Here is a 26,887-nt window from a genome sequence, read left to right on the forward strand (position 1 = left end):
CATCATTTTTTCATAGATTAATATATCAATTTAAATATTTGGTTTTATTTTGAAAATTTAAAAATGTTTTTCAATTTTATATAATATATTTCAAAGTAATTTAGGAATAATAGCAAAATTACATAAATTTTATGTGGTTTTTGTTATTAATATAGAAGATATGAAAAAAAGTAATCGCTTTAAAATTTGATTGTATTCAACTCTTAGTTTTTTTACTTTGGGATTAATGCTTATTGGTCTATGTAATCTAACTAATAATAATCAAATATCTAACAATCTAATTAATAATAATAGTAAAGAAATTAAAACTAATGTTGAACCAAAACCATTGTCAACAATTTCTGATATTAAATTAACTTCACAAAATATTCAAAATGGAAAAGTTAATTCAGAAGAAGCGATTGATTCATCAGGAAATTATATTTTATCTGCTTCAAGTACAGATGGAAAAACTGCAAAAGTTGTTAAATTGAATTACAACTTAGAGTATTTATATGAATGAAAATATGATAAATCAGATTATAAAACAGTCCAAATAGTAGCTGATACTGATGATCTTAGTTATTATTATGTTTTACTAGTTAATGATAATGTTAGAGTTAATTCTAGTGTTAGCAATGCAAGTGGTTCTGTTACAACTACTTCAGTTGCTAATGCTATGAATATTACAATAACAAATCCAGCAATTGTTGTACAACTATATGATAATGGAACAAGTTTTGAAACACGAAATCAATATAATTTAGGTTTGCCTAATTTCAAAATTAATAATAAAGATAATATTTCAAATTCTGTAGCTAATCAAATAAAAATTACAGATGCAAATGCATCTACTAATATTTGAGATCATATTTATGTTCAAGAAGCAATTAGCGAAACTGATGAAAATTCAAGATTATCTTTTATTAGAAATACTAAAACTACAAATTCAACTGCAAATGTTGGTGAAAGAACTGAAACCAATGTTTATGTAAATGATTCATCAAAATCAGTTATATACGCTTTATTAGGTACTGATAACAAAAAAGAAAACAATAATTATCAAACAACATCTAATCAAAATTATATGTATATGTTGACACAATTATATAAAAATAATGCTAATAACATGGTCTATATAAAAGATGCTGTAACTAATAAAAAAATGATTTTGTTATTTGGTGGTAATTTATATCAAAATTTTTGATTTTACGATTTTGAAGTAAAAATTAATAATAGCGGAATTTATTATGTAACTCCTTTATTATATGCAAATTATGATTTTGATCCTTTCAATAAAAAATATGAAGGTGATTACATGTATGGTAAATATTTTGATACTACCAGAAGTCATCAAGTAAAAAAAGATTATTATTATTTGCCGTTCATGAAAAAAAATAAAATTTCTAATTTAGCTTGATATGTTGGTGGTGCCAAAACTTTAACTTTAAAAAATCAAAATAATAACACGTCAAATTCATATATATTTTTAGCAATGATGCAACCTAATGTGTCTGATTTTGACAAAACTTTAATTTCTTCTTCTTCATCGTCAACAAGTACAGAAACAATCAAAAAAGCTACTTATGCAACACCAGAAAATATTACTTCAAAACAAAGTCCAACTGGTGCTTCTAGTGGTTCAGTAACTACACCTAGAAACACTAATGAACAAAATATACAAAGTACATCATCAAGCACACAATATCAGAATAAAGATGTTTTAGTAGGTTCATCATCAATAAATGCATCATTTCAATTATTTTCAACACAAGCGCCTGCTGAAGGAAATGCAACTGACTATAAATATCCTTTTTCTGCAATCCAATCATTAACAGTTTTACCAGTAATGACTAGTCAGATTGCTTCATTAATTTGTGTTCAACCTTTAACAAGTTCAACATCTATTCCAAATGAAAAAATTTATTTGAATACTTTTTTTGAAAACAACATAAATGTTTCATTAAATAGATTTTCATTATTTAATTGCTTGTATCAAAATAATAAATTTTATCGTTTTGATTTTGGTCAAAAATTTTTTACAATGCCTTCAAATTGATTGGCTTCAATGAGAGGTCCTAGTCTAAGTAATAATAGATCAAATGATGCATATGCTGAAGTTGGTAGTGATGATTATGGATTTTCAAGAATTTTATTAAATAAAAATCCAATGAACTCATCCCCTGTTAGCACAACAAGTAAAACTATCATTAATGATGGCTGAAATAATACAGCAAGTCAAAAAATTGTTGCTTTTTCTCCACAAATAACAAGTAATGTTGTAAATACGCCTCAAGGTTCATACAATCAAATTTCAGCAATGCTAATAGTTCGTGGCTTTGTTTATGGTTTAACATATAATTTCTCTACAGTTAACAATACAATAGTTCCTATTGCAAATACAAATAACATGATAAGTAATTTTATTGAACCTACATTGACAACAATTAATGGGAACAATACATTAGTTAAGAATAATTTCTTAAATTTATTATCTATTTCTTATATTGATAACACTTGATTTATAACTTATCAAAAAGATAATTATTCATCAAGCTACTTATTAAAATTATCTAAAGATAGTGAAAATTTCTGAGATTATCGTCCAAATGCTTATTTAGATTCTTCAACAAAAATATGTAAAACGTTTGTTTTATTGGGTGGAAATTTTTTAACTATTGAAGATAGCAGCAAATATGTAAAAATTTCTAATCCTTCTCATGACATTAAAGATGTTAGTTATGATAATGTATCAAATAATGTCGATATTTGAGGAAAAGTAAATCCTGTTAGTCAAGAAAAGATTACATCAAGTAATATTTTATTAAAGAGTGCTGATGAAATTGCTAATAGCCCTCAATGATTAGAATTTTTAATTGATTATCAAGGTGGATGAAGTGTAGATTCCAATACAGGTTTACCAACTGTAACTCCATTGTTTATAAATATAAAAACAGATGGTGGAACAATTTCATTTGATGTTGCTATTCCTTTTATTAATGGAATGTATTATTCTTCAGTTCCAATTCAAAGTAGTAAATATACAAATGTAGCTCAAAATTCTGCATTAAATATTCCAACTTTTCAATATAGTGGGTTTGGTTTAATTCCCCCTCATGATATTGCTGGTATTGTAATCGGCTTGCTTCTTGTTGGTATGTTAGCTGGTTTAATTTCAGTTTGAGTAGTTCTTGCAAAACAAAAAAAGGAAAAACTTTCAAATCTTGAATTTTTATTTGCGAAACAAAAATTTGATACTCCACAAACTTCAACAACTCAAAATGCTGATTCAGTTGCTTTAAACAATAAAAAGAAAGTATTTATGATTGGTTATTCTGAAAAATCAAAAGATCCTTCAAAACGTTCAAGACAATTCTTGTTGACTGCTACTGATAGAGGTGATGGTAAAAAATCATTATCAATATATCGATTACCTAAATCTAAGAAAATAGCACAATTTAAAAAAGAACCACCAAAACAATTAACTTAATCTATTTAATGTGAGAAATTGTATGAAAAAAACAAAATTTAATTTTAAATATTTAGCAATATCTTTAAGCAGTACAGCAATCTTAAGTGCTAGTGCTATAAGTTTATATACATTATTGAATCAAAATTACAATAATAACTTAAATTATGTAAACCAAAACTTAAAAACTACAATAACTACTCCTAACAATGTGGTGGGTAAAAAAGTTGGCGCAATTCGTCACTGACAAAATAATAATTTTAGTGGAGTAGAACTTAAAAATGGTGGATTTGCTGTTTTAACTGAAGAAAATAGTGCAACTAGAATTGATGCATTTGGAAATATATTATGGGAATTTAAACCCGAAGAATTAAAAACTTATTATCCTGATTTTCAAGATAAAAAAGTAGTTGAAATTGCTCAAGATGAAGGTAATAATTCAAATATTATTTACTTGTTATTAGTGCCAAACAAAGTAATTGATTCAAAACAAGAAATTGATCAGCCTGATCCTTATTTTTATGAAGATATAATTAAATCCACTTCAACAAATTCAAATAAAGCAATAGTTGTTCAAATTAGTGATAATTCTAATGTTTATTTAAACAATAAATGAAATCCATCATTTACAATTTTAAATCACATCAATATTAATCCTCAAAAAATGGTTGATAATTATCCTGAACAATGAAAATCAAAATCATCAACTACTCCATCATTTTTTTCAAAAGATGATCACCCTTCTTGATATGTTGCTAAATCTGGACAAAAAGTTAATAATTTAGTTAGCGCAAATTCTAATCTTAATTCAACTATGGTTTTACCTTGAAAGCAATATATTTCAAGTTTAGGTAACATGTTCGCTAAAGATGGACATGTATTTATTTTTGGTGGTAATGGATCAATATTTAATGATCCTGAAGCTTTATCTATTGGAATGTGAAAATTAAATTTCAATCTTTCAAATAATGGTAACAATTACGCTGGAATACCATATGCTTATTTATTAAAAAATTTAAATTATCAACCAGAATTAAACTCAAATTTTAATATTTGAAATTGAGAAAAATCTTATGCACCAATTGGACAAACAAATAATTTTACATATGTTCCAAGATTAGCGGTTGGCGGTATTCAAACAAATGTATCGGGTGGTACTAATAGTTTTTTATATCTAGCTGGTGCAATTACTATTGGACAAGTTACAAATTCATTAACACGTCAAGAAGTTGATACTAATGGCTCTCCGATAACAAATAGTGATTCTGAATTTAATGCTACTACTATCCAACAAAAAAGATCATTGCAATTAAGTGGAGCTAACACAATCACAAATACTAAGGATAACACTGCAAATTCTATTGATCCTGCTTTACTATTTGGTACAGCTTTTAATATTCAAGCTTTAACAAACATAGTATTTGGTAATAAAGATAGTTATGAAAACACTTTAGAAAATAACAACTATTTTGATGTTGGTGCAACAATGGGTTCTGCATCATCATATAGTTCATACTATTTTTTTAATAAAGGTGAAACTAGCTTAGGTTGAAATGTAAATTCGACTGGAAATTATAGTAATTCTAAAAAATCATTTGATCCATCAGTAAGTGCACACCGCAAATATGTTAAATCACCTGATTTGCCAACTGATTTAACTTACATTGGTGAAGTCAAAAAAATAACGAGTCATAATGCAAGCAATAATAATGCAACATTGAATCCATCTTCTCAAAATGCAACTGCATCTTACTCTTATTCATTAAATTTATTAATTGAAAATGCTAAAAATTATTACTATCCAACATTGTCTTTTGGTTATTCATTAAAAAATATTGGTAGCTTAACAAAAATTGAAATGCCTAGTCAATATAAATCAAATTCAACAGTTTATGGTTATGCTATGCAAGTTGGTTCATCAATCCTATATTTAAATGAACCTGCATTTGATACTAATTCAATTGTTTTACATGGGGCATCATCTACTCAAATAGGTGATAGTTCTGTTGTGGGAACAGCAAAATATGCTAATCACGATTATCCACAAACTCAAAAGAAAACTAATTCTGTAAATTTTTTACCATTCAATTACACAGGTTATGAAGGTGTTAATGATGTAATTTCAAAAATTGGAGTAGTTCCTTTTATTCGGGGAATAGCATGTTTTAACGATACAGTTCCTATGATTACAGAAGGATTTAAAATTAGTCAAGATCCATATGCTGAAAATTCATCAAACAATAACTCTAATACTAAAGAACCAAATTTAAATTGAAATAATTTTGCAGGCTTAACTTCTTCTAATAATGGTAGAAGTATTTTAAGTTTATGATCATCACAAAACAATAATAATTTTATTTTAAGTAATAGTCCACAAATTCCTGAATATGACTTAAGTAAATCTTCAAATTGAGCAAATTATGTAGGTAAGCAATATTCTTCGCAAGTAACTGAAATAAAAGAAGAAGATTTCGTTTTGTTGCAAGGAACAAGAAAAGCTTGATTTTCACAAAATATAAATTCCAATAGTTCGACTGATATAAGCATTGTAAAATTTCATAATTTAGTAAATGTTAAAAATCCATCAAATCCTGAAGATTTTTTTGTTAAACCTGCAAGCCAAGATATTAAAACAATTGACGTAACAATAAATGCTCGCAATAATTACAAAAATCTTTTATTTTTTGGACAAATAAATAATGGTCAAACTAAATCAACTGAAATAGGTTTATCATTTCAATATGCTGGCACTGACACTTATGAATCAATAGCAACAATTAATCGTCAAGATATTTTGGGTTCTGGTACCTTCCGAACGATTTTATCTAATGATATTTTGTCCACAAATGTTAATGATTTGTTTGATACAGTAAATTTATCCACAATTACAAATAATACAAATGATAGTTCAACTTATGTAAAAGTAGTTAAAGACAAATGATTTAATAATTTATTTATTGTAGATAAAAAACCATTGGCTGATCCAGTTGCCCCTTATGGTCCAATGATTATTATTGCTTCAAATGTAAATGTTATTTCTCAATCAGCTACATTTACAACTTATTCATGAAACGCATTTACTAAATCATATGATATTACTCCAAATAGTCAATCAAATGAGATTGAAGGTATCAAAGGTATTAACAGTTTAGTTTTTCGCGGTTTTAACATTATGCCAAGTTGGGTATTGCCTGTTTTAATTGTTTTACCAATTTTAGTTATTATCACAATAATTTCATTGACTTTCGGATATTGTGTTCCTTTATACCGCGACATCAAAGCGTTAAAAAATATTTCCAAGACAAACCGCAATGAATTGCATTATTTGAATGACAAAGAAGTTGAATACTTCCAAAAAGCTATACACGCAAGAAAATGAAGTACAAAAATTTTGAAATTGCTTGGAATTCACACTGATCCAAGCGATATGTTTACACGTGCTCCAAAACTTTTAGCTGGGGGTACTAGAAAATCTGAAAATTCTAAAACTAACAAAAATCCTAAACTAATCACAGGCGATTCTAAACAAGTTAATAAACCTAAAATTAAGTTTAAACCAAAACTTATTACAGGTGATTCTAAACAAGTCAATAAACCTAAAATTAAATTTAAACCTAAACTTATTACAGGCGATTCTAAAAATCCATCAAGATTTGATAAAAATAAAGTTAAATCTCCTAAATTAATAGTTGGTAATTCTAAACAAACTGAATTTGATAAAAACAAAATAAAACCACCTCGAATAGAAGATAATTCAAAATCTTAATTGCTTTATTTATTAAGTAAAATACAATATATTTATTGTATAATTGCTATGCTTTTAAAAGTTGGAAGTATAGCTCAGTTGGTTAGAGCACACCCCTGATAAGGGTGAGGTCGATGGTTCAAGTCCATTTACTTCCACCATTTATGGGGACGTAGCTCAATTGATAGAGCACCTGACTTGCACTCAGGAGGTCGAGGGTTTGACCCCCTTCGTCTCCACCATTTATGGCAATAGCCACCAAAGTATCAACATGATTGTTGATACTTTTTTTTTTTTTTTTAAATTAAAAATTTAAAAATATTTTTAATTTTTTTAATTAATATTCAAGTTAATTTTTAAATTTAAAAATAGAAATAAATGTATTTCCTATTGAATTTAAAAAAATTAAATATAAAATTAATAGCACTTAAAAACATTACATTAGGATTTTTTTGAATTATATGTCGTCTAAAATAGCTATAATAACTGACACGAGTTCAACCATTTTGCCGGATGAACTTTCAGACGTTTATGTTGTGTCTTTATTGGTTACAATCAATGATCAAAAAACATATTTAGATGGCAGAGAATTAACTAGTAAAGATTTATACAATTATTTTTTAAACAATTCTTCAGGTAATGTTAAAACTAGTTTACCTAGAGCAACAGATGTTATTGATACTTTAAATCAAGTAGTAGATAAATATGAGCATGTAATTATGTTGCCAATATCTTCTGGTTTATCTGGAACTTACAATCAATGAAAAATGATTGTTGAAAATGAATTTGCTTCTAAAAACAATATTCATATTTTTGATACACAAGACACTGCAATATCTTTGAGATGATTAGTTGTTGAAGTAAAAAAATTAGCTGAAAATGGTGCTTCAATTGCTGAAATACAAAAATATGTTGAAGACTGACATTCAAGAATTTCTTGTGTTGTTATTTTAAATGATTTAACACAAGCAAGAAATGGTGGACGTATTGGTAAAGTAACTTCTTACATTGGTGGCATTTTAAGAATTAAGCCAATTTTACACTTTCACAACGGTAAAAATACAATAATTAGTAAAAAGCCCACAAATAAATTAGCCATAATGCATAGTATGGATGTTTTTGATAAAATATTTAATTTTGCAAAAAATAAAATTGAAAAAGTTGGTTTTTGTAATTCATTTATTTCATTAGAAAAAATCTCAAAAACATTATCTGATTTAAAAGAAATTTTAAAAAAATATAACGTAACAAATATTGAAGAAGCTCCGATTACTCCAATTATTGGTGCTCACACTGGAAATGATGCATTTAGCATTAATATTTTAGTTAAATCTTTTTCAAAATAATATATATAATTTAGATATATTTACTTGTTTCATTGTGATTTTCTTTGAAATGAGTTTTCTCGCTAGTCTAAATATATTATTAAAGGAGAATATAAAAATATATGTCTCAAATTAAGGTTGCAATTAATGGTTTTGGAAGAATTGGAAGATTAACTTTTAGAGCTTTAATGAATTATCCAAATATTGATGTTGTTGCAGTTAATGATTTAACTGACGCAAAAACTTTAGCTCATTTATTGAAGTATGATACAGCTCATGGTGCATTGCCAAATTTTGTTACTGTAAATGATAAAAATAATATTTCAATAGATGGTAAAGAATTAAAGGTTTTTGCTGAAAAAGATCCATCTAAATTACCTTGAAAAGATTTAGGAATTGATTTAGTAGTTGAATCAACTGGATTATTTTTAACAAAAGAAAAAGCACAATTACATATTGATGCAGGCGCAAGAAAAGTTTTATTGTCAGCTCCAGCCAAAGAAAAAAATATTAAAACTGTTGTGTTTAATGTGAATCATGAAATTATTAATTCAGATGATCAAATAATTTCTGCTGCTTCTTGTACAACTAACTCATTAGCACCTGTTGTTAAAGTTTTAGAAGATAATTTTAAGATTGTTGCAGGAACAATGACAACTATTCATGGTTATACTGCTGATCAAAGACTTCAAGATGCTCCGCATAGTGATTTGCGTCGTGCTCGTGCTGCTGCTCAAAATATGGTACCTACAACTACAGGTGCTGCTAAAGCAATTGGTTTAGTAGTTCCAAGCGCTGAAGGAAAAATGAACGGTTCAGCGATTCGTGTTCCAGTGGTTACTGGTTCTATAACAGATATAACAGTTGAATTAGAAAAACAACCAAGTGTTCAAGAAATAAATGAAGCAATGAAAAAAGCTGCATCAGAAAGTTTCATGTATGCTGAAGATCCAATTGTTTCATCAGATGTGATTTCTTCAACATATGGAGCAATCTTTGATTCTTTATTAACTTCAATTGTTGAAGCGAATGGTAAGCGTTTATACAAATTATTTAGTTGATATGACAATGAATCATCATATGTAAGTCAATTATGCCGTGTAATTCAATACTTTGGTAGCAAATAATTTTTATGAATTACAATAAAAAAACATTGGATCAAGTTGATATTCAAGGTAAAAAAGTAATAGTTCGTTTAGATTTAAATGTTCCAATTGTTGATGGTGTTATTACAGATATTGAAAGAATTGTTGCTGCATTACCGACGTTGAAATATCTTATTGAAAAAAATTGTAAGATTATTTGTTTAAGTCATTTAGGTAGAATTAAATCACTAGATGATAAAAATTCAAACAAGAAGTCTTTAAAACCTGTTTCTGTTAAATTGCAAGAATTATTAGGTGATTTAACAAAAGTAAAATTCTTAGATAAAAATGTAGGTGACGAAGTAATTGAATCTATTAATCAATTAGAACCTAAAGAAATTCTTTTGCTAGAAAATACTAGATATAATGATGTCAATGATTCGGGCGAAGTTATAAAAGCTGAATCAAAAAACGATCCTAAATTAGGATTATTTTGAGCTTCTTTAGCTGATGTGTTTGTTAATGATGCATTTGGAACAGCTCATCGTGCTCATGCTTCAAATGTGGGAATTGCTTCTAATATTCAAACAAGTTGTATTGGTTTTTTAATTCAAAAAGAATTAGATTCATTGCAAAAAGTTATTAATAATCCTGAACGACCATTAGTTGTTGTTTTAGGTGGAGCAAAAGTAGCTGATAAGTTAGGTGTTATAAAAAATTTATTAAATATAGCTGATGAAATTCTAATTGGTGGTGGTATGACATATACTTTTTTAAAAGCCAAAGGAATGGATCTTGCTAATACAAAATATGAAGAAGATTTAGTTGAAGAAGCTAAACAAATTCTTGCAAGTGAACAATCTAAAAAACTGTTTCTACCTATTGATTTAAAAGGTTCAAAAACTTTTGAAGATATTCCACCAATTATATGTGAAGATATAAATCAACCATGACCAGAAGGATTTATGGGAATGGATATTGGTGAAAAAACTATTGAATTATATAGTAAACAATTAGCTAAAGCTAAAACTATTTTTTGAAATGGTCCTGTAGGTGTTTTTGAATTTAGTAATTTTTCTGGTGGAACTAATGGAATAGCTAAAGTTATTTGTGATTTAACAAGCAAAGGTGCATACACTGTTATTGGTGGTGGAGATAGTGCTTCAGCTATTAATAATTTGGGTCTAACAAATAATGTTAGTTTTGTTTCAACCGGCGGTGGAGCTAGTTTGTCATTATTAGAAGGAACTGTTCTTCCGGGTATTGAATGCATACCAAATAAATAAAATGAACATTCAAGTTAAAAAAATAACTAGTGACTTTCTACACTAGTTATTTTTTATAATTTATTGGTTTTAATCATTTTTGTTTAATAAATGGTTTTCTAAAATTTTTAATAACAATAAAAAATACTTTTTAATTTTTGATAAAAAAAAATGCAACTTTTAATTTAAATTTAAAAAAGTTGCATTTAATTATTTTAAATAAGTTAAGAAGGTTGTATACCTTTTATAGATTTGCTTTCAATATCTTTAAATAATTTATTATCTTTATGCATTAGTTCAATTAAACTTGTTCTTCCTTGGCAAAGTTTATTGTTATTATATGAATATCATGAACCGCTTTTTTTAATAATATCTTGTTGGATAGCAACATCAACAATTTCAGCTAAATAATCAACGCCTTTATTAAAATAAAATTCTAAATAAGTTACTTTAAATGGTGAAGATAATTTATTTTTGACAATTGTAACTTTTGATTTAATACCTATACTTTCATTATTTTCTCTTATAATTTCAGTTCTTCTAACTTCTAGTCTTAAAGAACTATAAAATTTTAAAGCTTTACCGCCAGGCGTAATTTCGGGATTTCCATACATAACTCCAACTTTTTCTCTAATTTGGTTTATAAAAATTATACAAGTATTAGAATTACTTAAAATGGATTGCAATCTTCTTAAAGCTTTTGACATTAATCTTGGTAATAATCCAATAGATTGTTCTTCAATATTAGAATCTAACTCAGCTTTTGGAACTAAAGCTGCTATTGAATCCAAAACAATTAAATCTATCATATTTGTTTTAACCAAAGATTCAATTATTGAAAATGCTTGTTCTCCATAATCTGGTCTAGCAACTAATAATTTATTTAGATCTATACCCAAATTTTTCATGTAATCTAAATTTAATGTATATTCTAAATCTATGTATGCTGCTCTACCATTATTTTTTTGACATTCTCTTACAACCTGCAAAGCAAGTGTAGTTTTTCCAGATGATTCATTTCCAAAAATTTCAATAATTCTTCCGCAAGGAAATCCTTTTATACCCAATGCTTCATCTAATTTAAAACTTCCTGTTGATATAGTTTTTATTTTTTTGTTTTTATCAACAAAAGATAAATTATTTTTTCCATACTTATTTTGAATTTCTTTTAATGCTTCTAAATACAATTTATTATTATCACTCATAAATATATTTTTACTCCCCATAATAATAAAGTGTTTAAAAAAACAAAAAATAAGAAAAAATATTTATTTTGTTTAATCGCATACATTTAATATACTAAGTTATTAATTTAATTTTTGTAAATTAAATGACAAATTTAGTTTTTTTAAAACAATTCAAATTTATTTAATTTAAAAATTTTTGATAAAATTTTTTTGGTTGTGTAGAATTCAAGTTTTCATAATTATAGTCTCCTCTTTTTAAAATGTTTATATTTTTCTATGCAACCATTGTTTTTTATAAAAAGTCTGTTTAATAATTTTTTGTTTTTATTAACCTCTTATTATCATTTTTATTTTTATAAAAGTTTATTTATAGTTCAAACCACCTTATTTTTAAGGTGGTTTTTTTGTTTTAATTTCGGGAATTTATTAATTTTTTAATTTATATGAACTAATAATAAAAATATCCAAACTAGAAGTTTGGATAAAAATTTAAATGGCGGAGATTGAGGGATTCGAACCCTCGCATGTCGTTAAACATCTACAAGCTTTCCAAGCCTGCCCCTTCAGCCTCTTGGGTAAATCTCCAATATAAATATCATAAATATAAAATATTAAAATTTATTAAGTAAATTACGAATTATTTTTTTTAATAGTGTTATAATTATTCCCAATATAAGTGTAATTAAAATTGTAGGCATATAGATATGAAATTGGTTAAAACCCATTTAAAAAAGGAATATAACTTTCATTTTAATCAAAATTGAGCATTATTTAAATTAATAAATGCTTCATTTTGAAGAAGTGGTGAAAAATGATTCATGAGTTTTGTTTTTACAGCACTTTTTATTGTTATTTTTGGTTATATCAATCAAGCTATTCTTGTTTCTAATAACTCTCAAGAATTAGTACCAGCACAAGGTTTTAAAGATGCTTTAACAGGTTTAGCAGCTTTAATGGTTATTTCAACAGGACTAAATTCAATGCCTGTTTCAATTATGGAAATTAAAGAATCTGTTTTAATGAAACGTATCGGTTCAACGCCTATCAAACCTTGAATGTTTATTACTACAATTGCAGCTTTTTACATATTAATAATGATTGCTCAAATATTATTAGTATTATTTGTGATTTTTATTTTCTTTGGATTTCAAACTTTTGGTGCAGGATCAATATTAAATCCAATTCAAATTACAGGTAATCAGTTGTTTTTTACTGGCTATCATGCAAATGGATTAGACATATCAACAAATTGAGGGGGATATATTTTTGGAACAATTTATACAATTTTATTATCAATCTTTTTAGCTATATTAATTGTTTCTTTAACTAAAAAAAGTGCATCAGCTAGTATGGTTGGTGGAATGATTTATTTCTTAAGTATGTTTTTATCTGGTTTGTTATTCCCGCTAGCTGTTATTTCAAATAACAATATTTTATATGGATTAAGTTTTATAAGTCCATTCCGTTATGTTAATGTTCTAATAACATTATCTTGAAATGGTTTTAATATTTTTAATTTAGCTGAAATTTCAGAAAAAATAACTCAATTTAATGGAAACTTATTTGGAATTAAAGATATAGCTGAAGTATGAACAGGTTATTTTGTTCCAGTCATTTTTATTGGTTTAGCTATTTTCTTCTCTATTCGTAGATTTAGATGATCAACAAGATAAATTAGGTAGTAAATTATTATGAAAAACATATTCACTAAAAAAAATAAAAATGAAAATTTCGAAATTAGAGATACCAATCAATTTGATATTAATTTAGAACAACAAAAAGATAAATTAGATGCACCAATTATTATTGATCAAAAAATGGAACATAAAGGTGCACCTATTATTGAATTAAAAAACATAGTTAAAAAATATGGCAAATTAAGTAAACAAAAAGTTGCAGTTAATAACATTAATTTAACTTTTTATCAAGGCGAAAATGTTGCGTTACTGGGTGCTAATGGTGCAGGAAAAACAACTACAGTTGAAATGATTGCGGGAATCATTCAACCAACAAGTGGTGAAATCAAATATAATTTTGAATTTAAAAAAACTTTTCAAGAAGGTATTGGTATTCAATTCCAAGATAGTTCTTATCCACCAGGAATTTTAGTTGCTGATGTAATTAGATTTATGGTTAATGTTTATGAAGTCGATATTAATCCATTAGAACTAGAACAAATTGTTAATGCATTTGGACTAAAAAGTTTATATAACAAAAAAGTTCATTCACTTTCTGGGGGCGAACAACAAAGATTAAATATTTTATTAGCATTAATTCATAAACCTAAAATTGTATTTTTAGATGAATTATCAACAGGATTAGATATTAGCGTTCGAACAGAAATTATTGGTTTTGTTAAAAAATATTGTGCGAAATTTAACATTCAAATTGTTTTAGTATCTCATAACATGGACGAAGTAAATGAAATTTGTGATCGCATTGTTATTATGCAAAAAGGCATTGTCAAAATAGATATGTGAGCCAAAGATGTTGTTAATCAATATGGATCTATTATTAATTTAGCTTCAAAATATATTTAACTTAACAGAATTAATTTATTTTTATAGAAGTTGTATTAAACTCTAAAATTTATTATTGAAATTTATAAAAAATTAATAATTAAGATAAAACTTTTATGATGTCTAAAAAATATTGTTTTAATGCTAATTCCTAACATAATTGAACTTCTTTATCAACAACACAAATAAAAAATTACCCAAGATTACAAGATGATTATTTTTTAAAATTAACACTTTAAATTATTTTCTGTAAGAATGTTGTTAATGTTTTTTCTAAATTATCTAATCTATTTTCTATATTAAATATTCTTGGTTCAAAGAGATGAATATTTCATTCTTTAAATCAAGCAAGCATTTTAGGTTTTTTCTTTTTTCTAAAATTAAAATCTGTTTTTTGCGATCTTCAGCAATTTTGGTTAATTTTTCATTTGATACTTTTTAAACATCTATGCATATCTTTTAAAGCAGAATTAGTCACCATTTAAAAAAAAGTTAAACTTCTCAAATTAGGTAATTAAAACTAATCTAAAGTTAATAAATTATTTATAAACTATTATTTTTTTACATTTCCATAACAGCATAGAAAGCAAACAGATTTATAATTTTTTCTTATCTTAATTTATATTAAGAAACGATTTTTATATTTTGCAAGGAATTCTTTTTGTAGAAAATTATTTAAATAATTAATATAAATAAATTTAATAAGTAAAAAGTATGTTAGTTTAAATTAGTATGAATTTCATTATGTGTTGTAAATTACAAATAAAATAAAGAGTAAAACAAATTAATATAAACATTCTTGAATTAATTAAGATTTTGAAATTATAAATTAGCACTTTAACACATAGAGTGCTAATTTATGTTAAAATTATACTAGAACTTAATAAGGAGGATAGTTATGTTTGCAAATTTTAAACCTGCAGATAATGACAAAAATATTTTAAAACAATTTGGTCGCAATCTAAATGATGAAGTTGTTAAAAATAAAATAGATCCTGTTATTGGGCGTGATGATGAGATTAGAAGACTAATTGAAATAATTAGTCGGAAGAATAAAAATAATCCTGTTTTAATAGGTGAACCAGGTGTAGGGAAAACTGCAATTGTGGAAGGTTTTGCAAAAAGAGTTGTAAGTGGAGATGTACCTGATAATTTAAAGGATGTTGAAATCATTGAATTATCGTTATCTTCAATCATAGCAGGCACACAATTTCAAGGACAATTTGAACAACGTTTAAATTCAATATTAAAACAAGTTAAAGATTCTAATGGTCAAATAATTTTATTTATTGATGAAATTCACCAATTAGTTGGTATGGGCCGAAATGCTTCTAATAGCGCCATGGATGCAGCAAACATTTTAAAACCAATGATGGCTAGAGGCGATATTAGAATAATTGGGGCTACAACTTTAAAAGAATATAGACAATATATTGAAAAAGATGGTGCACTAGAAAGAAGAATGCAAAAAATTCTTGTAAATGAACCAACTAAACAAGAAGCTTTAACAATTATGCGTGGTCTAAAAGAACGTTGAGAAATTTTTCACAAAGTTAAAATTTTAGATAGTGCTTTAGTTTCTGTTGTTGAATTATCTGATAGATATATTTCAGATCGATATTTGCCAGATAAAGCAATTGATTTAATAGATGAAGCTGCTGCTAAAATCAAAACCCAAATGCATTCACAACCAGCAGAATTAGATGATTTGAATCGAAAAATAATTCATTTGGAAACTGAACTAGCTGCAATTAAGAAAGATAAAGAATATTTAGAAGTTAATACTAATAGGTTAAATCAAATTCAATCTGAATTAAAAGATCTAAAGCAACGTCAAAAAGTTTTATATACAGAATGAGTTAATCAAAAAGAAGCTTATGAAAAAATTATTTCATTAAAAGAAGCTATTAATTCAACAACATTAAAAATTGAAAAATTACAAACTGAAGGATTGTATACTGAAGCATCTAAATTATTGTATGTAGAATTACCTAAATTAAAAAAAGATTTAGAAGTTGCTAATGAACATGCAAAAAACATTAAACATGATTTATTTAAAACAACAATTACAGAAAATGAAATTGCCGAAGTTATTTCTGCACAAACTGGAATACCTTTAAAAAAATTATTGGAATCAGATAAAGCAAAACTTTTAAATTTAAAAACTGAAATGCAAAAAAGAGTTAAAGGCCAAGATGATGCATTAGAAAAAGTTGTAGGTGCTGTTTTAAGGGGCAGAGCTAAAATAGGTGATCCTAATAGACCAATTGGTTCATTTTTATTTTTAGGTCCAACAGGAGTTGGTAAAACTGAAGTTGCTAAAACTTTGGCTTACAATTTGTTTGATAGTGAAAAAGCAATGTTACGCTTTGATATGTCTGAATACATGGAAAAACATTCAGTATCTAAATTAATAGGTGCTCCTCCAGGTTATATTGGTTATGAACAACCAGGAGTTTTAAGTGAAGCAGTTCGCCGATATCCATATAGTGTTATCTTATTAGATGAAATCGAAAAAGCACATGTTGACGTTTTGAATTTATTTTTACAAATATTAGATGATGGAATTTTAACTGATTCCCAAGGTCATATAGTTAACTTTAAAAACACAATTATTATTATGACTTCTAATGTTGGTTCACAAGCTGTATTGAATAATAAAAAAGCTGATGCTTTAATAGAAATTCAAAAAGTTATGCGTCCAGAGTTTATTAATAGAATAGATGAAGTTGTTGTTTTTAATGAATTGACTGATATAGATTATGATCAAATTATTGATCGTTTGTTACAAGAATTATGTATTAGATTGCAATCGCAAAATATTTTCATATCAGTTTCAAGAGAACTTAGAGAAATGATTAGAATTAAAGGTGCTGATCGTCAATTTGGTGCAAGACCATTAAAAAGATATATTCAAAGAACTATTGAAAACTATTTGGCTGAACAAATTATTGCAGGTAATATCCATAAGAACACAATGTATTATTTGTCTATAAACAATAATGGCAAAATTGTTTTAAATTTACAAAACAAATTGAAATCTTAACATAAATATATATTTGATAGTTTATAGTGATATTATATATATGTTTTAAAATGAAAATTTATAGAACGATATTAAATATCATGGAGTCCTTCAATGAAAGTAATTGTAGTAGGAATTAATCATGCAGGGACATCTGCTATCAGAACTTTGTTAACACAAAATCCAAGTGTTGAAGTAGTAGCATTTGACCGCAATGACAATATTTCTTTTTTAGGCTGTGGAATTGCTTTAACAGTTAGTGGTGTAGTTCAAAATATTAATGATTTATTTTATTCTAATCCAGAACAACTAACAGGCATGGGTGCAAAGATTCATATGCGCCATGATGTATTACAAGTTAATCCTGATAAAAAAACAGTAACAGTTAAAAATTTAGATAACAATCAAACATTTGATGAAACATATGACAAATTGATTTTAGCTGCTGGTTCTTGACCAATTTGTACACCAGGTATTGACTTAGATTTTCAATCAAAATATTGTGGTGATATCAAAAATTTAGTTGCATGTAAAACTTTCCAACATGCTCAAGAAATTATTGAAAATATGAAAAATCCTGAAATTCGTAGTGTGGCAGTAATTGGTTCAGGTTATATTGGAATTGAATTAGCTGAAGCTGCAGCAATTAGAAATAAACAAGTAACAATTATAGATATGCTTCCTCAACCAGCTGGTTCATATTATGATCCTGAGTTTACTAATGATTTAACAACTGCGATGGAAAAACACAATGTAAAAGTAATGATGGATACAAAAGTTACAGAATACATTGTTGATAAAAAAGATCGTGTTATTAAAGGAATTAATACTTCAAATGGAAAAGTTGATGCAGATTTAGTTATCTTGGCAATCGGTTTTAAACCAAATACTCATTTATTACCAAATGCTGATAAAGTTAAAAATGGTGCATATATTGTTAATAAATACACAGAAACAAGTATTCCTGATATATATGCTATTGGTGGTAATTGTGCTTTATTTAATGCTGCTACAGGTCAACATCAAAATATAGATTTAGCAACTAACGCAGTAAAAACAGGAATTGTAGCTGCAAGCAATATTAATGGCAATAAAAATGTTTGCATTGAAAGTATTGTTGGAACAAATGCTATTAGTGTATTTGGTTTAAATTTAGCTAGCACAGGTGTTTCTGAAGAAACAGCAAAACGTATGGGAATGGATGTTTTAAGTTCATATTATGAAGATAATGATCGTCCAGAATTCATGAATACTTTTGAAAAAATTAAATTTAAACTTGTTTATGATAAATCAACTTTAAGATTAGTTGGTGCTCAAATTGGCTCTAGCAAAAATGCAAATCATACAGAAATTATTTATTACTTGGCATTAGCAATTCAAAAGAATATGACAATTTTAGATTTAGCATTTGCAGATGTTTATTTCTTGCCTCATTTCAACAAACCATTTAATTTTGTTTTAGCAGCTATTTTGAAAGCTTTGAACTTAAATTATTTTGATAAAAAATAGTTAAATTTTATTTAATTTTTTTAAACAGCAACTTATCAAGTCTAAGTTGTTGTTTTTTTATATACATAACTAATATATTTTATTTTTTTTGTTATATAATTTGATTGCTTACACAAATATAAAATTCGATGCATTTTATATTTAATAAAAGGAAATATTTAATGTCAATTCTTGTAAAAAGTAGAATCCCTGAAGTCCTATTTCAGGTTTTAGATACAAATGGTAATTTTATTGATCGAAATTACGTTCCAAAGTTAAGTGTGAACAAAGTTAAAGAAGCATATTATTGAATGAATCTTAGTCGTGAACGCGATAAGAAAATGTTAATGTGACAAAGAACTGGAAAAATGTTAACGTTTGCTCCATGTATGGGAGAAGAAGCTTTACAATTAGGCACATCTTTAGCAATGCAACAAGGTGATTGGTTGTTACCAGCTTTTCGTTCTGATTGTATGATTGCGCATCGTCAAGTTCCTTTGCACAAAATTTTTTTATATTGATTAGGTAGTGAAAAAGGTAGTACTTACGATAAGAATTTAAACGTTCTTCCAGTTAATATCACAATTGGAGCTCAAATTTCTCAAGCTGCTGGTGTTGGTTATGCTCTTAAACTAAAAGGCTTAAAAAATGCTGCGGTTACTTTTATTGGTGATGGTGGAACTGCTGAAGGTGAATTTTATGAAGCAATTAATATGGCTGCAATTCACAAATGAAATACATTATTTTGTATTAATAATAATCAATATGCTATTTCAACAAGAACCGACAAAGAATCAGCAATTAAAGATTTGTCATTAAAAGCAGTTGCTTTTGACATTCCAAGAATTCGTGTTGATGGAAATGATTTATTTGCTTCATATGATGCTGCATTAGATGCATTAACATATGTTCGTAATGGTTTTGGTCCTGTTTTAATTGAATTTGTTACATATCGTCAAGGTCCACATACAACTTCTGATGATCCGACAATTTATAGAACACAACAAGAAGTTGATGAAGCTTTAGTTAAAGATCCAATTGAACGTCTTCGCAAATGATTGATGAACAATGGCTATTGAAGCATTAATGATGAAAATGAAATGAAACAACGCATTGAAAATTTAATTGCTTCTGAATATGCTATTGCACAACAACAAATGATAACAACTGTCGATGAAATTTTTGATAATCAATATGCTGAAATGGATGATGATCTTATCCAACAAAAAGCAATTGCTAAACATTACTTTGAAAATCGATAGTAAACCTAAGGAAATAGATTATGAGCAAAACAATAACAGTTAATAATATTGAAGCTTTAAATAATGCTTTAGATATTGCATTAGGAACTGATTCTAATGTTGTTTTATATGGTGAAGATGCTGGATTTGAAGGTGGTGTTTTTAGAGCCACTAAAGGTTTACAAGCAAAATATGGTGATAAACGAGTTTGAGACTCACCAATTGCTGAAGCTGCAATAGTTGGTTCTGCAATTGGTGCTAGTATGGCTGGATTAAAACCAATTGTTGAAATTCAATTTTCAGGTTTTAGTTTTCCTTCAATGATGCAATTGTTTTCACACGCTGCAAGATTCAGAAATAGAACTCGTGGAATTCGAAATGTTCCGATAGTAGTAAGAATGCCTATGGGCGGCGGAATTAAAGCTTTAGAACATCATAGTGAAACTTTAGAAGCGTTGTATTCACATATTCCTGGTTTGAAAGTTGTAATGCCAGCAACGCCTTACGACACAAAAGGATTAATGCTTGCTGCAATCAATGATCCAGATCCAGTTGTTTTCTTTGAACCTAAACGTGTATATCGTGCTTATCGTCAAACTATTCCTGAAGTTCCATATCAAGTTAAAATTGGTGAAGCTAATATTATTCAACCAGGAAATGAAATTACGATGGTTACTTATGGACCAAATGTAATTGATTGTTGAAATTTAATTAATTCACCTGAGATTGCCAGCAAATATTCAATTGAGTTAATTGATTTAAGAACAATTAAACCATGAGATCAAAATACAGTTTTAAATTCAGTATGTAAAACAGGACGTTTGATTGTTGTTCATGAAGCAGTTAAATCATTTGGTGTTGGTGCTGAAATTATTGCTACAGTTAACGACAAAATTTTCAATTACTTAAAAACTGCTCCAAAACGAGTTACAGGTTTTGATATAACTGTACCTTTAGCTAAAGGTGAGCAAATTCAATTTTCATTAGAAAATCGTATTAAAGATGCTTTAAGTCAAATGAAATAATATTTTTATAAAGAGGTTTATGACATATGTTCGAATTTAAATTTACAGATATTGGTGAAGGTTTAGAAGAAGGAAAGATTTGTAATATCTTGATCCAAGTTGGTCAACAAGTTAAAGAAGGTGACCCTGCTTTTAGTGTTGAAACAGATAAAGTAACAACTGATATTCCATCACCAGTTGATGGTATAGTTAGTAAAATTTTAGTTAATAATGATGATCAAATACATGTGGGTCAAGTATTAGCATATATTGATACAAATGTTAGTGCTTCATCCGGAAATAACAATTTGCATACTCAAGTTGCTAACCAAGTACCTAATACTTCATTTGCGCCAACACCAGCTCCAAGTTTTGCAACAGCTCCAGCTCCAACATCAACTTTTACTCCTACTTTCACACCAAATCCATCTCCTGCTCCAATGCCAACATTTAATCCAACACCAACAAATGTAGAATCAGCACCAACTGAATCAGCATCAGTTGTTGGTGAAGTTAAAACTTCAAATAAAGTTTTACCATTATTTGGTAGTCAGAAATTATTTTAAAAAATATGCCACAAAAAATTAGTCCACTTGCTTTAGCGATGGCAAAATTTCATAATATCGATTTATCTAAAATTCAAGGAACTGGTATTCAAAATAGAATCATGAGTACAGATATTTTTAATTCTAATAATAATGTTAATGTTGGAAATGTTTCTTCAACAAGTATTCAAGAAAAAATAATTGATGTCACAACAATTAGAAATGCTATTGCAAAAGCAATGATTGTTTCTAAAAATGAAATTCCAACAACTGTATTAACTTTTTTTGTTGATGTTACAAAATTAGTTAATTATCGTAAACAAGTAAAAGAACAAGTTCAATCTACATATAATTTGAAATTAAGTTATTTGCCTTTTTTTGTTAAAGCAGTAATTTATGCTATTCAAAAATATCCTATTTTTAATTCAAGTTATATAAAAGAAACAAATAAAATTCATATTAAAGGTAGTATTAATTTTGGAATTGCTGTTGATACTGAGAATGGATTGATGGTACCAAATATTAAAGACGCTGATAAATTATCAATTGTTCAAATAGGACAAAAAATAATTGAACTAGCAAATAAAGCTAGAAATAAACAATTAAGTTTAGCTGAAATTAAAAACGGAACTATTAGTTTGACTAATTTTGGTTCGATTAATGCTGCTTGAGGAACACCTATCATTAATTATCCTGAAGTTGCAATTGTTGCTCCCGGAAACATTGAAGAACGTTTGAGTCGTAACGAATCAAATCAAATTATTGCTAAACAAATTATGCCATTTACAATTGCTGCTGATCATCGATGAATTGATGGTGCAGATATAGGTAGATTTATGAAAGTCATAGCACATCATTTAGAAACTTTAGAAGGCTTGGAAGTGAAATAATATGAATAATTATGATGTTATAGTTATTGGTGCAGGCCCAGGTGGTTATGTTGCAGCAGAACATGCGGCAAAAAACGGATTGAAATGTTTAGTAATCGAACGTGGAACATATGGTGGAGTTTGTTTAAATGTTGGATGTATTCCTACAAAAGCTTTATTAAAATGTTCTAAAGTAATCAATTATATTAAACATGCAAGTGCATATGGTATTGATGTTTCTGCAAATGCACAATTTTCACTTAATTGAAATACAATTCAAATGAGAAAACAAAAAATTGTTGATACTCTTGTAAATGGTGTTAAAACAATTTTAAAAGTAGCTAAAGTAGATACAATTGTTGGCGAAGCATCTATTATTAACCCAAATACAGTTGTTGCTAACGGACAAACATTTACAACTAAAAACATTATTGTAGCAACAGGTTCAAGATCACGATCTTTGCCTTTACCAGGTTTTGAAGAAGCTATGCGAGCTGGGATTATGGTTGATTCAACTCCAATGCTTTCTTTACCATCTATTCCTAAAACATTAACTGTAATTGGTGGTGGAGTTATTGGAATTGAAATGGCTGTGGTTTACAACAGTTTTGGAACAAATGTAACTATTGTTCAAGGGTTAGATCGTATTTTAGAATTATTAGATCAAGATGTAAGTAAAGCTGTAACAAAAATTCTTTTAGATCGTGGCATTAAAATAATTACAAATGCAAAAATTTTAAGTGCAAATAACCACACATTAAATTTTGAAGTTAATGGTGTCAATCAATCAATAACTAGTGATTATATTTTACAAAGTGTTGGTCGTAAAGCAAATGATGAAATTTTAAATCCTTTAAACATTCAAAGAAATGAACGTGGCAATGTTGTTTTAAACCAAAACTTACAAACTTCTGTACCTAACGTTTATGTAATTGGTGATGCAGCTAGTCAAGTTATGTTGGCACATTATGCATATCATCATGCTGTATTCGCAGTAGATCATATTTTAGGGCGTAATCCAAAACCTGTCGATCCATTAAAAACACCAGGATGTATTTATATTCAACCCGAAGTTGCAACTGTTGGTTACTCAGAAGAACAATTAAAACAAAAAAATATTGGTTATGTAAAAATTTCTTTACCAATGTCAGCTTGTGGTAAAGCAGTAGCTGATGGCGAAACTGAAGGATTTATTAAACTATTGGTTGGTAATCAATTTGGTGAAATTTTAGGTGCACATATGATTAGTAGCACTGCTAGTGATATTATTAGTGAATTAGCTTTAGTTATGAATTCAGAATTAACAATTTTTGATTTAGCAAATGCAATTCACCCACACCCAACTGTAGCTGAAATGGTATCTGAAGCTGCTAAACATTTAATTTATAAAAATTTTAATAAGTAAATCTTTATAAATACATGTCTTGATTTTTATCTACATCATCATTAAATCCTTATATTAATGCAGCAACAGAAGAATACTTATTAAAAAATTTTGATTCAAAGAACGAACCAATCATTTATTTGTGAAGAAATGATAATACGATTGTAATTGGTAGAAATCAAAATCCTTTAAAAGAGATAAATTTAGAATCTGTACAAAATGATCATGTTAACTTATTTCGTCGTTTGTCTGGCGGCGGCACAGTTTACCATGATTTAGGTAATTTAAATTATTCATTCATTAATAAAACCAACATTAGCAAACCTAATAGTTATAAGGATTTAGCGATTCCAATAATAGATTTTTTAAATTCTATTGGAGTTAAAGCTGAATTTAAAGGTAGAAATGATATTGAAATTGATGGTAAAAAAATAAGCGGAAATGCTCAATATATTTATCAAGATAAATTATTGCATCATGGAACATTATTATTTAGTTTAAATCAAAATAAATTATCTAAGTATTTAAATGTTGATCCTAGTAAAATTCAAGCTAAAGGTATTGATTCTATAAAAAAAAGAATAACAAATATATCAGAACATTTACCTAGAAATTTTGATTGAGATATTGATATTTTTATAGACAAAATATCTAATTGATTTTTAAAAAATAATGATTGTAAGCCAATAGTTTTAGATGAATTTGCAAAAAAAATAATTGAAGACAGAGCAAAAAATCATTTTTCAAGTTGAGATTGAAATTATGGTAATTTGGATGAAGCAACTTTTTTAAATAAAAAAAGATTTCAAGGTGGCAATTTAGAAGTTTATTTAATTGTTAAAAATGGACTAATAAAAAAAATTAATTTTATTGGTGATTTTTTAAGTGTTAAAGATATTAATGATCTTGAAGAAAAATTTGTAAATAAAAAATATAATATTCAACAAGTTAATCTAATACTTAGTCAATTTGATTTAAAAGATTATTTTGGACAAATTAGTAAAAATGAAATTTTAACGGTGATGTTTGACAATGGAAAATAATAATAAAAACTATTGTGATGTTCTTTTGAATTACTTAAATTCATTAGTAAATGAAAAAGAATTTCTTGTTTATTTAGAACAAAATTCATTTCCAAATATTGATGAATTAAAAGACGATGAACAATTGTTTGAAATTTGTACAGATTTAAATAAATATTTAATTGATACAAAAAAAGATTTGTTTCAGCAATTTCAAACAATTGTTAATAATTTTTATAGTGAAAATAACAATTTATCTTTTATCTTGTTTTCAAGTTTATTGACTAGATTATTTGGTCCTATAGCTGATTATTATGAAATAAAAAATAATTTGGAATTAGTTGTTTTTTTGCGTGAAGAAGCTTACAAATTAAAAAAATAAATTAATTTAATTTTTTGTTTTTAATATTGATGTGCAGTTTTTCTATTTGTTTAAAACAATAAAGTTTAAAGTGAGTTATTGAATAAACTAATCCAAAAGTAAATAATGCGCAAGGAATTAATATTCAACCTCAAATATTTTTATTTACACTTGAACCAACTATTAATTGCTGATTATTATTAAAAGCAATATCAAAATTTAAAATGACTTTAAAAAAAATTAAACCTATAAGCATTCTTGATATAACACCAACAAGCATTATTTGGTCAGAAATAAAGGATTGATGTTTTTCATTAATTACATTAATTTTATGGATAAAATTGCTAGGTTCTTTTTTTGATTTAAACGATGCACATATATTTATAAATAAGATATTAAGAATTAGAACATGTAGCGAGCATGCACCAGTTCCTATATAGAAGGTGTTAAATGATTTTTTTATTAAAAAATCAGTTGTAGTTTCTATAACAAAGAATGATAAACAAATACTTAAAAAAATAGTTAATGCTATTTTTCAAGGAATGACCTTTGTGTATTTACGAACATAAAAACCAGCAACAAATAAATAACAAATTAAATATCAACTTGTAAATATATTTATATAGTTGTATCAAGGCATTTGTTCTTTAAAACTTGGATTTGCTTTAAAGGTATCTTCTCATGTAGATAAAAAAACAGCAACAACAGTTAAAATAACAACAAATGTTGTGCATGTTGAAAATTTCATTTTATTCATGAAATTAAATATGAATGGAGCAATTAAAGCAAAAAAGAAAAATATAATTGGAAATATTGTGCCAAATGTATGAAAATTTTGTGTTGGAACTAATGTATATAATATTAGAAAACCATATCAATTATTTGGATTATTAGTTCAACCATAATTACTTTGAGATAAACTATTAAACTGATCTAATTTGGAGCAACAAACATTACTTAAAAAATTAGGATTAGTATTTTGAAAAATGGCATATGATATACATCCAATAATAATTATTCAAAATGAATAAAAGAAATATGTATAGTAAAATTTAGATTTTCCCTTAATTCAACTATGTCATGAAATATGATAATGTGTATAAAAATCATAACCCATTATAAAACCTGTTGCAGTCAAACCTATGCTTGTTGTTGGTCAAACAATTAAATTTAAAAAAATTTTAAATGCTTCACTATAATAAGGTGTAAATTGCAACAAAACAATATTTAAAATGTTTGAAAACATTAAATACAATCTTGCAAAATTTAATGCTCTTAAATTTGGTGTTAAATGACTATTAGTATATGAATCCTGAAAACCAAAGTTAATGTTTTTCATATCTCTTTTATTCTAAATACTACTTATATAATTTA

General features: G+C 26.8%; 19 protein-coding genes and 3 tRNA genes. 18 read left to right on the forward strand and 4 right to left on the reverse strand.

Translation table 4 applies throughout. The features are described 5' to 3' along the window. Positions 1 to 160: 160 nt before the first annotated feature. The 7 genes from T397_RS0100935 (at position 161) to T397_RS0100965 (ending at position 10,889) form a co-directional block, all read left to right on the forward strand. Complete coding sequence (locus T397_RS0100935) at positions 161 to 3,469, forward strand: hypothetical protein (protein ID WP_155947922.1); 3,309 nt, start codon at positions 161 to 163, stop codon at positions 3,467 to 3,469. 22 nt (positions 3,470 to 3,491) lie between these two features. Then, the gene (locus T397_RS0100940; protein ID WP_027123833.1) at positions 3,492 to 7,214 is read left to right on the forward strand and encodes a hypothetical protein; all 3,723 of its coding nucleotides are present in this window, start codon (positions 3,492 to 3,494) and stop codon (positions 7,212 to 7,214) included. A 63-nt stretch (positions 7,215 to 7,277) separates the two neighbouring features. Continuing rightward, positions 7,278 to 7,354, forward strand: a tRNA-Ile gene (locus tag T397_RS0100945). Positions 7,355 to 7,359: 5 nt separating this feature from the next. Beyond that, positions 7,360 to 7,435, forward strand: a tRNA-Ala gene (locus tag T397_RS0100950). 219 nt (positions 7,436 to 7,654) lie between these two features. Then, a complete protein-coding gene (locus T397_RS0100955) occupies positions 7,655 to 8,539 on the forward strand; it encodes a DegV family protein (RefSeq protein ID WP_036448573.1) in 885 nt (294 codons plus the stop codon). A 101-nt stretch (positions 8,540 to 8,640) separates the two neighbouring features. Beyond that, positions 8,641 to 9,645, forward strand: a complete 1,005-nt coding sequence (gene gap, locus T397_RS0100960) for a type I glyceraldehyde-3-phosphate dehydrogenase (RefSeq protein WP_027123835.1) — start codon at positions 8,641 to 8,643, stop codon at positions 9,643 to 9,645. Positions 9,646 to 9,650: 5 nt separating this feature from the next. Further along, positions 9,651 to 10,889, forward strand: coding sequence for a phosphoglycerate kinase (locus T397_RS0100965; RefSeq protein ID WP_027123836.1), 1,239 nt, complete (start codon positions 9,651 to 9,653; stop codon positions 10,887 to 10,889). Between the two features lie 203 nt (positions 10,890 to 11,092). On the opposite strand, the gene recA is transcribed toward T397_RS0100965, so the two are convergent. Then, on the reverse strand, positions 11,093 to 12,073 hold the full coding sequence (gene recA, locus T397_RS0100970) for a recombinase RecA (RefSeq protein WP_265736605.1): 981 nt from the start codon (positions 12,071 to 12,073) through the stop codon (positions 11,093 to 11,095). Between the two features lie 476 nt (positions 12,074 to 12,549). Next, positions 12,550 to 12,640, reverse strand: a tRNA-Ser gene (locus T397_RS0100975). A 119-nt stretch (positions 12,641 to 12,759) separates the two neighbouring features. On the opposite strand from T397_RS0100975, the gene T397_RS0100980 reads away from it, so the two are divergent. Together T397_RS0100980 and T397_RS0100985 are read left to right on the forward strand one after the other, a co-directional pair. Further along, entirely contained in the window at positions 12,760 to 13,728 is a 969-nt protein-coding gene (locus tag T397_RS0100980; RefSeq protein WP_027123838.1) for an ABC transporter permease, read from the forward strand. A gap of 18 nt (positions 13,729 to 13,746) precedes the next feature. Then, complete coding sequence (locus T397_RS0100985) at positions 13,747 to 14,595, forward strand: ABC transporter ATP-binding protein (protein WP_081794285.1); 849 nt, start codon at positions 13,747 to 13,749, stop codon at positions 14,593 to 14,595. A gap of 214 nt (positions 14,596 to 14,809) precedes the next feature. On the opposite strand, the gene T397_RS0100990 is transcribed toward T397_RS0100985, so the two are convergent. Further along, entirely contained in the window at positions 14,810 to 15,055 is a 246-nt protein-coding gene (locus T397_RS0100990) for a hypothetical protein (RefSeq protein WP_027123840.1), read from the reverse strand. Between the two features lie 417 nt (positions 15,056 to 15,472). Between T397_RS0100990 and T397_RS0100995 the strand changes: the two genes are divergently transcribed. From T397_RS0100995 to T397_RS0101035, 9 genes are all read left to right on the forward strand, one after another. Continuing rightward, positions 15,473 to 17,620, forward strand: a complete 2,148-nt coding sequence (locus tag T397_RS0100995; RefSeq protein ID WP_027123841.1) for an ATP-dependent Clp protease ATP-binding subunit — start codon at positions 15,473 to 15,475, stop codon at positions 17,618 to 17,620. A gap of 93 nt (positions 17,621 to 17,713) precedes the next feature. Beyond that, positions 17,714 to 19,108 (forward strand): FAD-dependent oxidoreductase, encoded by a 1,395-nt coding sequence (locus T397_RS0101000; protein ID WP_027123842.1) that lies wholly within the window; start codon positions 17,714 to 17,716, stop codon positions 19,106 to 19,108. A 161-nt stretch (positions 19,109 to 19,269) separates the two neighbouring features. Beyond that, on the forward strand, positions 19,270 to 20,349 hold the full coding sequence (gene pdhA, locus T397_RS0101005; RefSeq protein ID WP_027123843.1) for a pyruvate dehydrogenase (acetyl-transferring) E1 component subunit alpha: 1,080 nt from the start codon (positions 19,270 to 19,272) through the stop codon (positions 20,347 to 20,349). Between the two features lie 20 nt (positions 20,350 to 20,369). Further along, positions 20,370 to 21,353, forward strand: a complete 984-nt coding sequence (locus tag T397_RS0101010; protein WP_027123844.1) for an alpha-ketoacid dehydrogenase subunit beta — start codon at positions 20,370 to 20,372, stop codon at positions 21,351 to 21,353. A gap of 26 nt (positions 21,354 to 21,379) precedes the next feature. Next, positions 21,380 to 21,898 (forward strand): biotin/lipoyl-containing protein, encoded by a 519-nt coding sequence (locus T397_RS04410; protein ID WP_238315395.1) that lies wholly within the window; start codon positions 21,380 to 21,382, stop codon positions 21,896 to 21,898. A gap of 5 nt (positions 21,899 to 21,903) precedes the next feature. After that, positions 21,904 to 22,767 carry a dihydrolipoamide acetyltransferase family protein gene (locus T397_RS04415; RefSeq protein WP_052663045.1) on the forward strand — a complete coding sequence of 288 codons (864 nt, stop codon included), beginning with the start codon at positions 21,904 to 21,906 and terminating at the stop codon, positions 22,765 to 22,767. Between the two features lies 1 nt (position 22,768). Continuing rightward, the gene (lpdA, locus tag T397_RS0101025) at positions 22,769 to 24,151 is read left to right on the forward strand and encodes a dihydrolipoyl dehydrogenase (protein ID WP_027123845.1); all 1,383 of its coding nucleotides are present in this window, start codon (positions 22,769 to 22,771) and stop codon (positions 24,149 to 24,151) included. Positions 24,152 to 24,165: 14 nt separating this feature from the next. Beyond that, positions 24,166 to 25,173: a lipoate--protein ligase gene (locus T397_RS0101030; RefSeq protein ID WP_027123846.1), complete on the forward strand. Its 1,008-nt coding sequence runs from the start codon at positions 24,166 to 24,168 to the stop codon at positions 25,171 to 25,173. Then, positions 25,163 to 25,534: a hypothetical protein gene (locus T397_RS0101035; protein WP_027123847.1), complete on the forward strand. Its 372-nt coding sequence runs from the start codon at positions 25,163 to 25,165 to the stop codon at positions 25,532 to 25,534. The genes T397_RS0101030 and T397_RS0101035 overlap by 11 nt, the downstream gene beginning before the upstream one ends. 1 nt (position 25,535) lies before the next feature. Here T397_RS0101035 and T397_RS0101040 read toward each other — a convergent pair whose 3' ends face one another. Next, positions 25,536 to 26,852 (reverse strand): hypothetical protein, encoded by a 1,317-nt coding sequence (locus T397_RS0101040; protein WP_027123848.1) that lies wholly within the window; start codon positions 26,850 to 26,852, stop codon positions 25,536 to 25,538. Positions 26,853 to 26,887 lie beyond the last annotated feature (35 nt).

The sequence above is a fragment of the Mycoplasmoides pirum ATCC 25960 genome, assembly GCF_000685905.1.
Classification (GTDB): Bacteria; Bacillota_I; Bacilli_A; order Mycoplasmatales; family Mycoplasmoidaceae; genus Mycoplasmoides; species Mycoplasmoides pirum.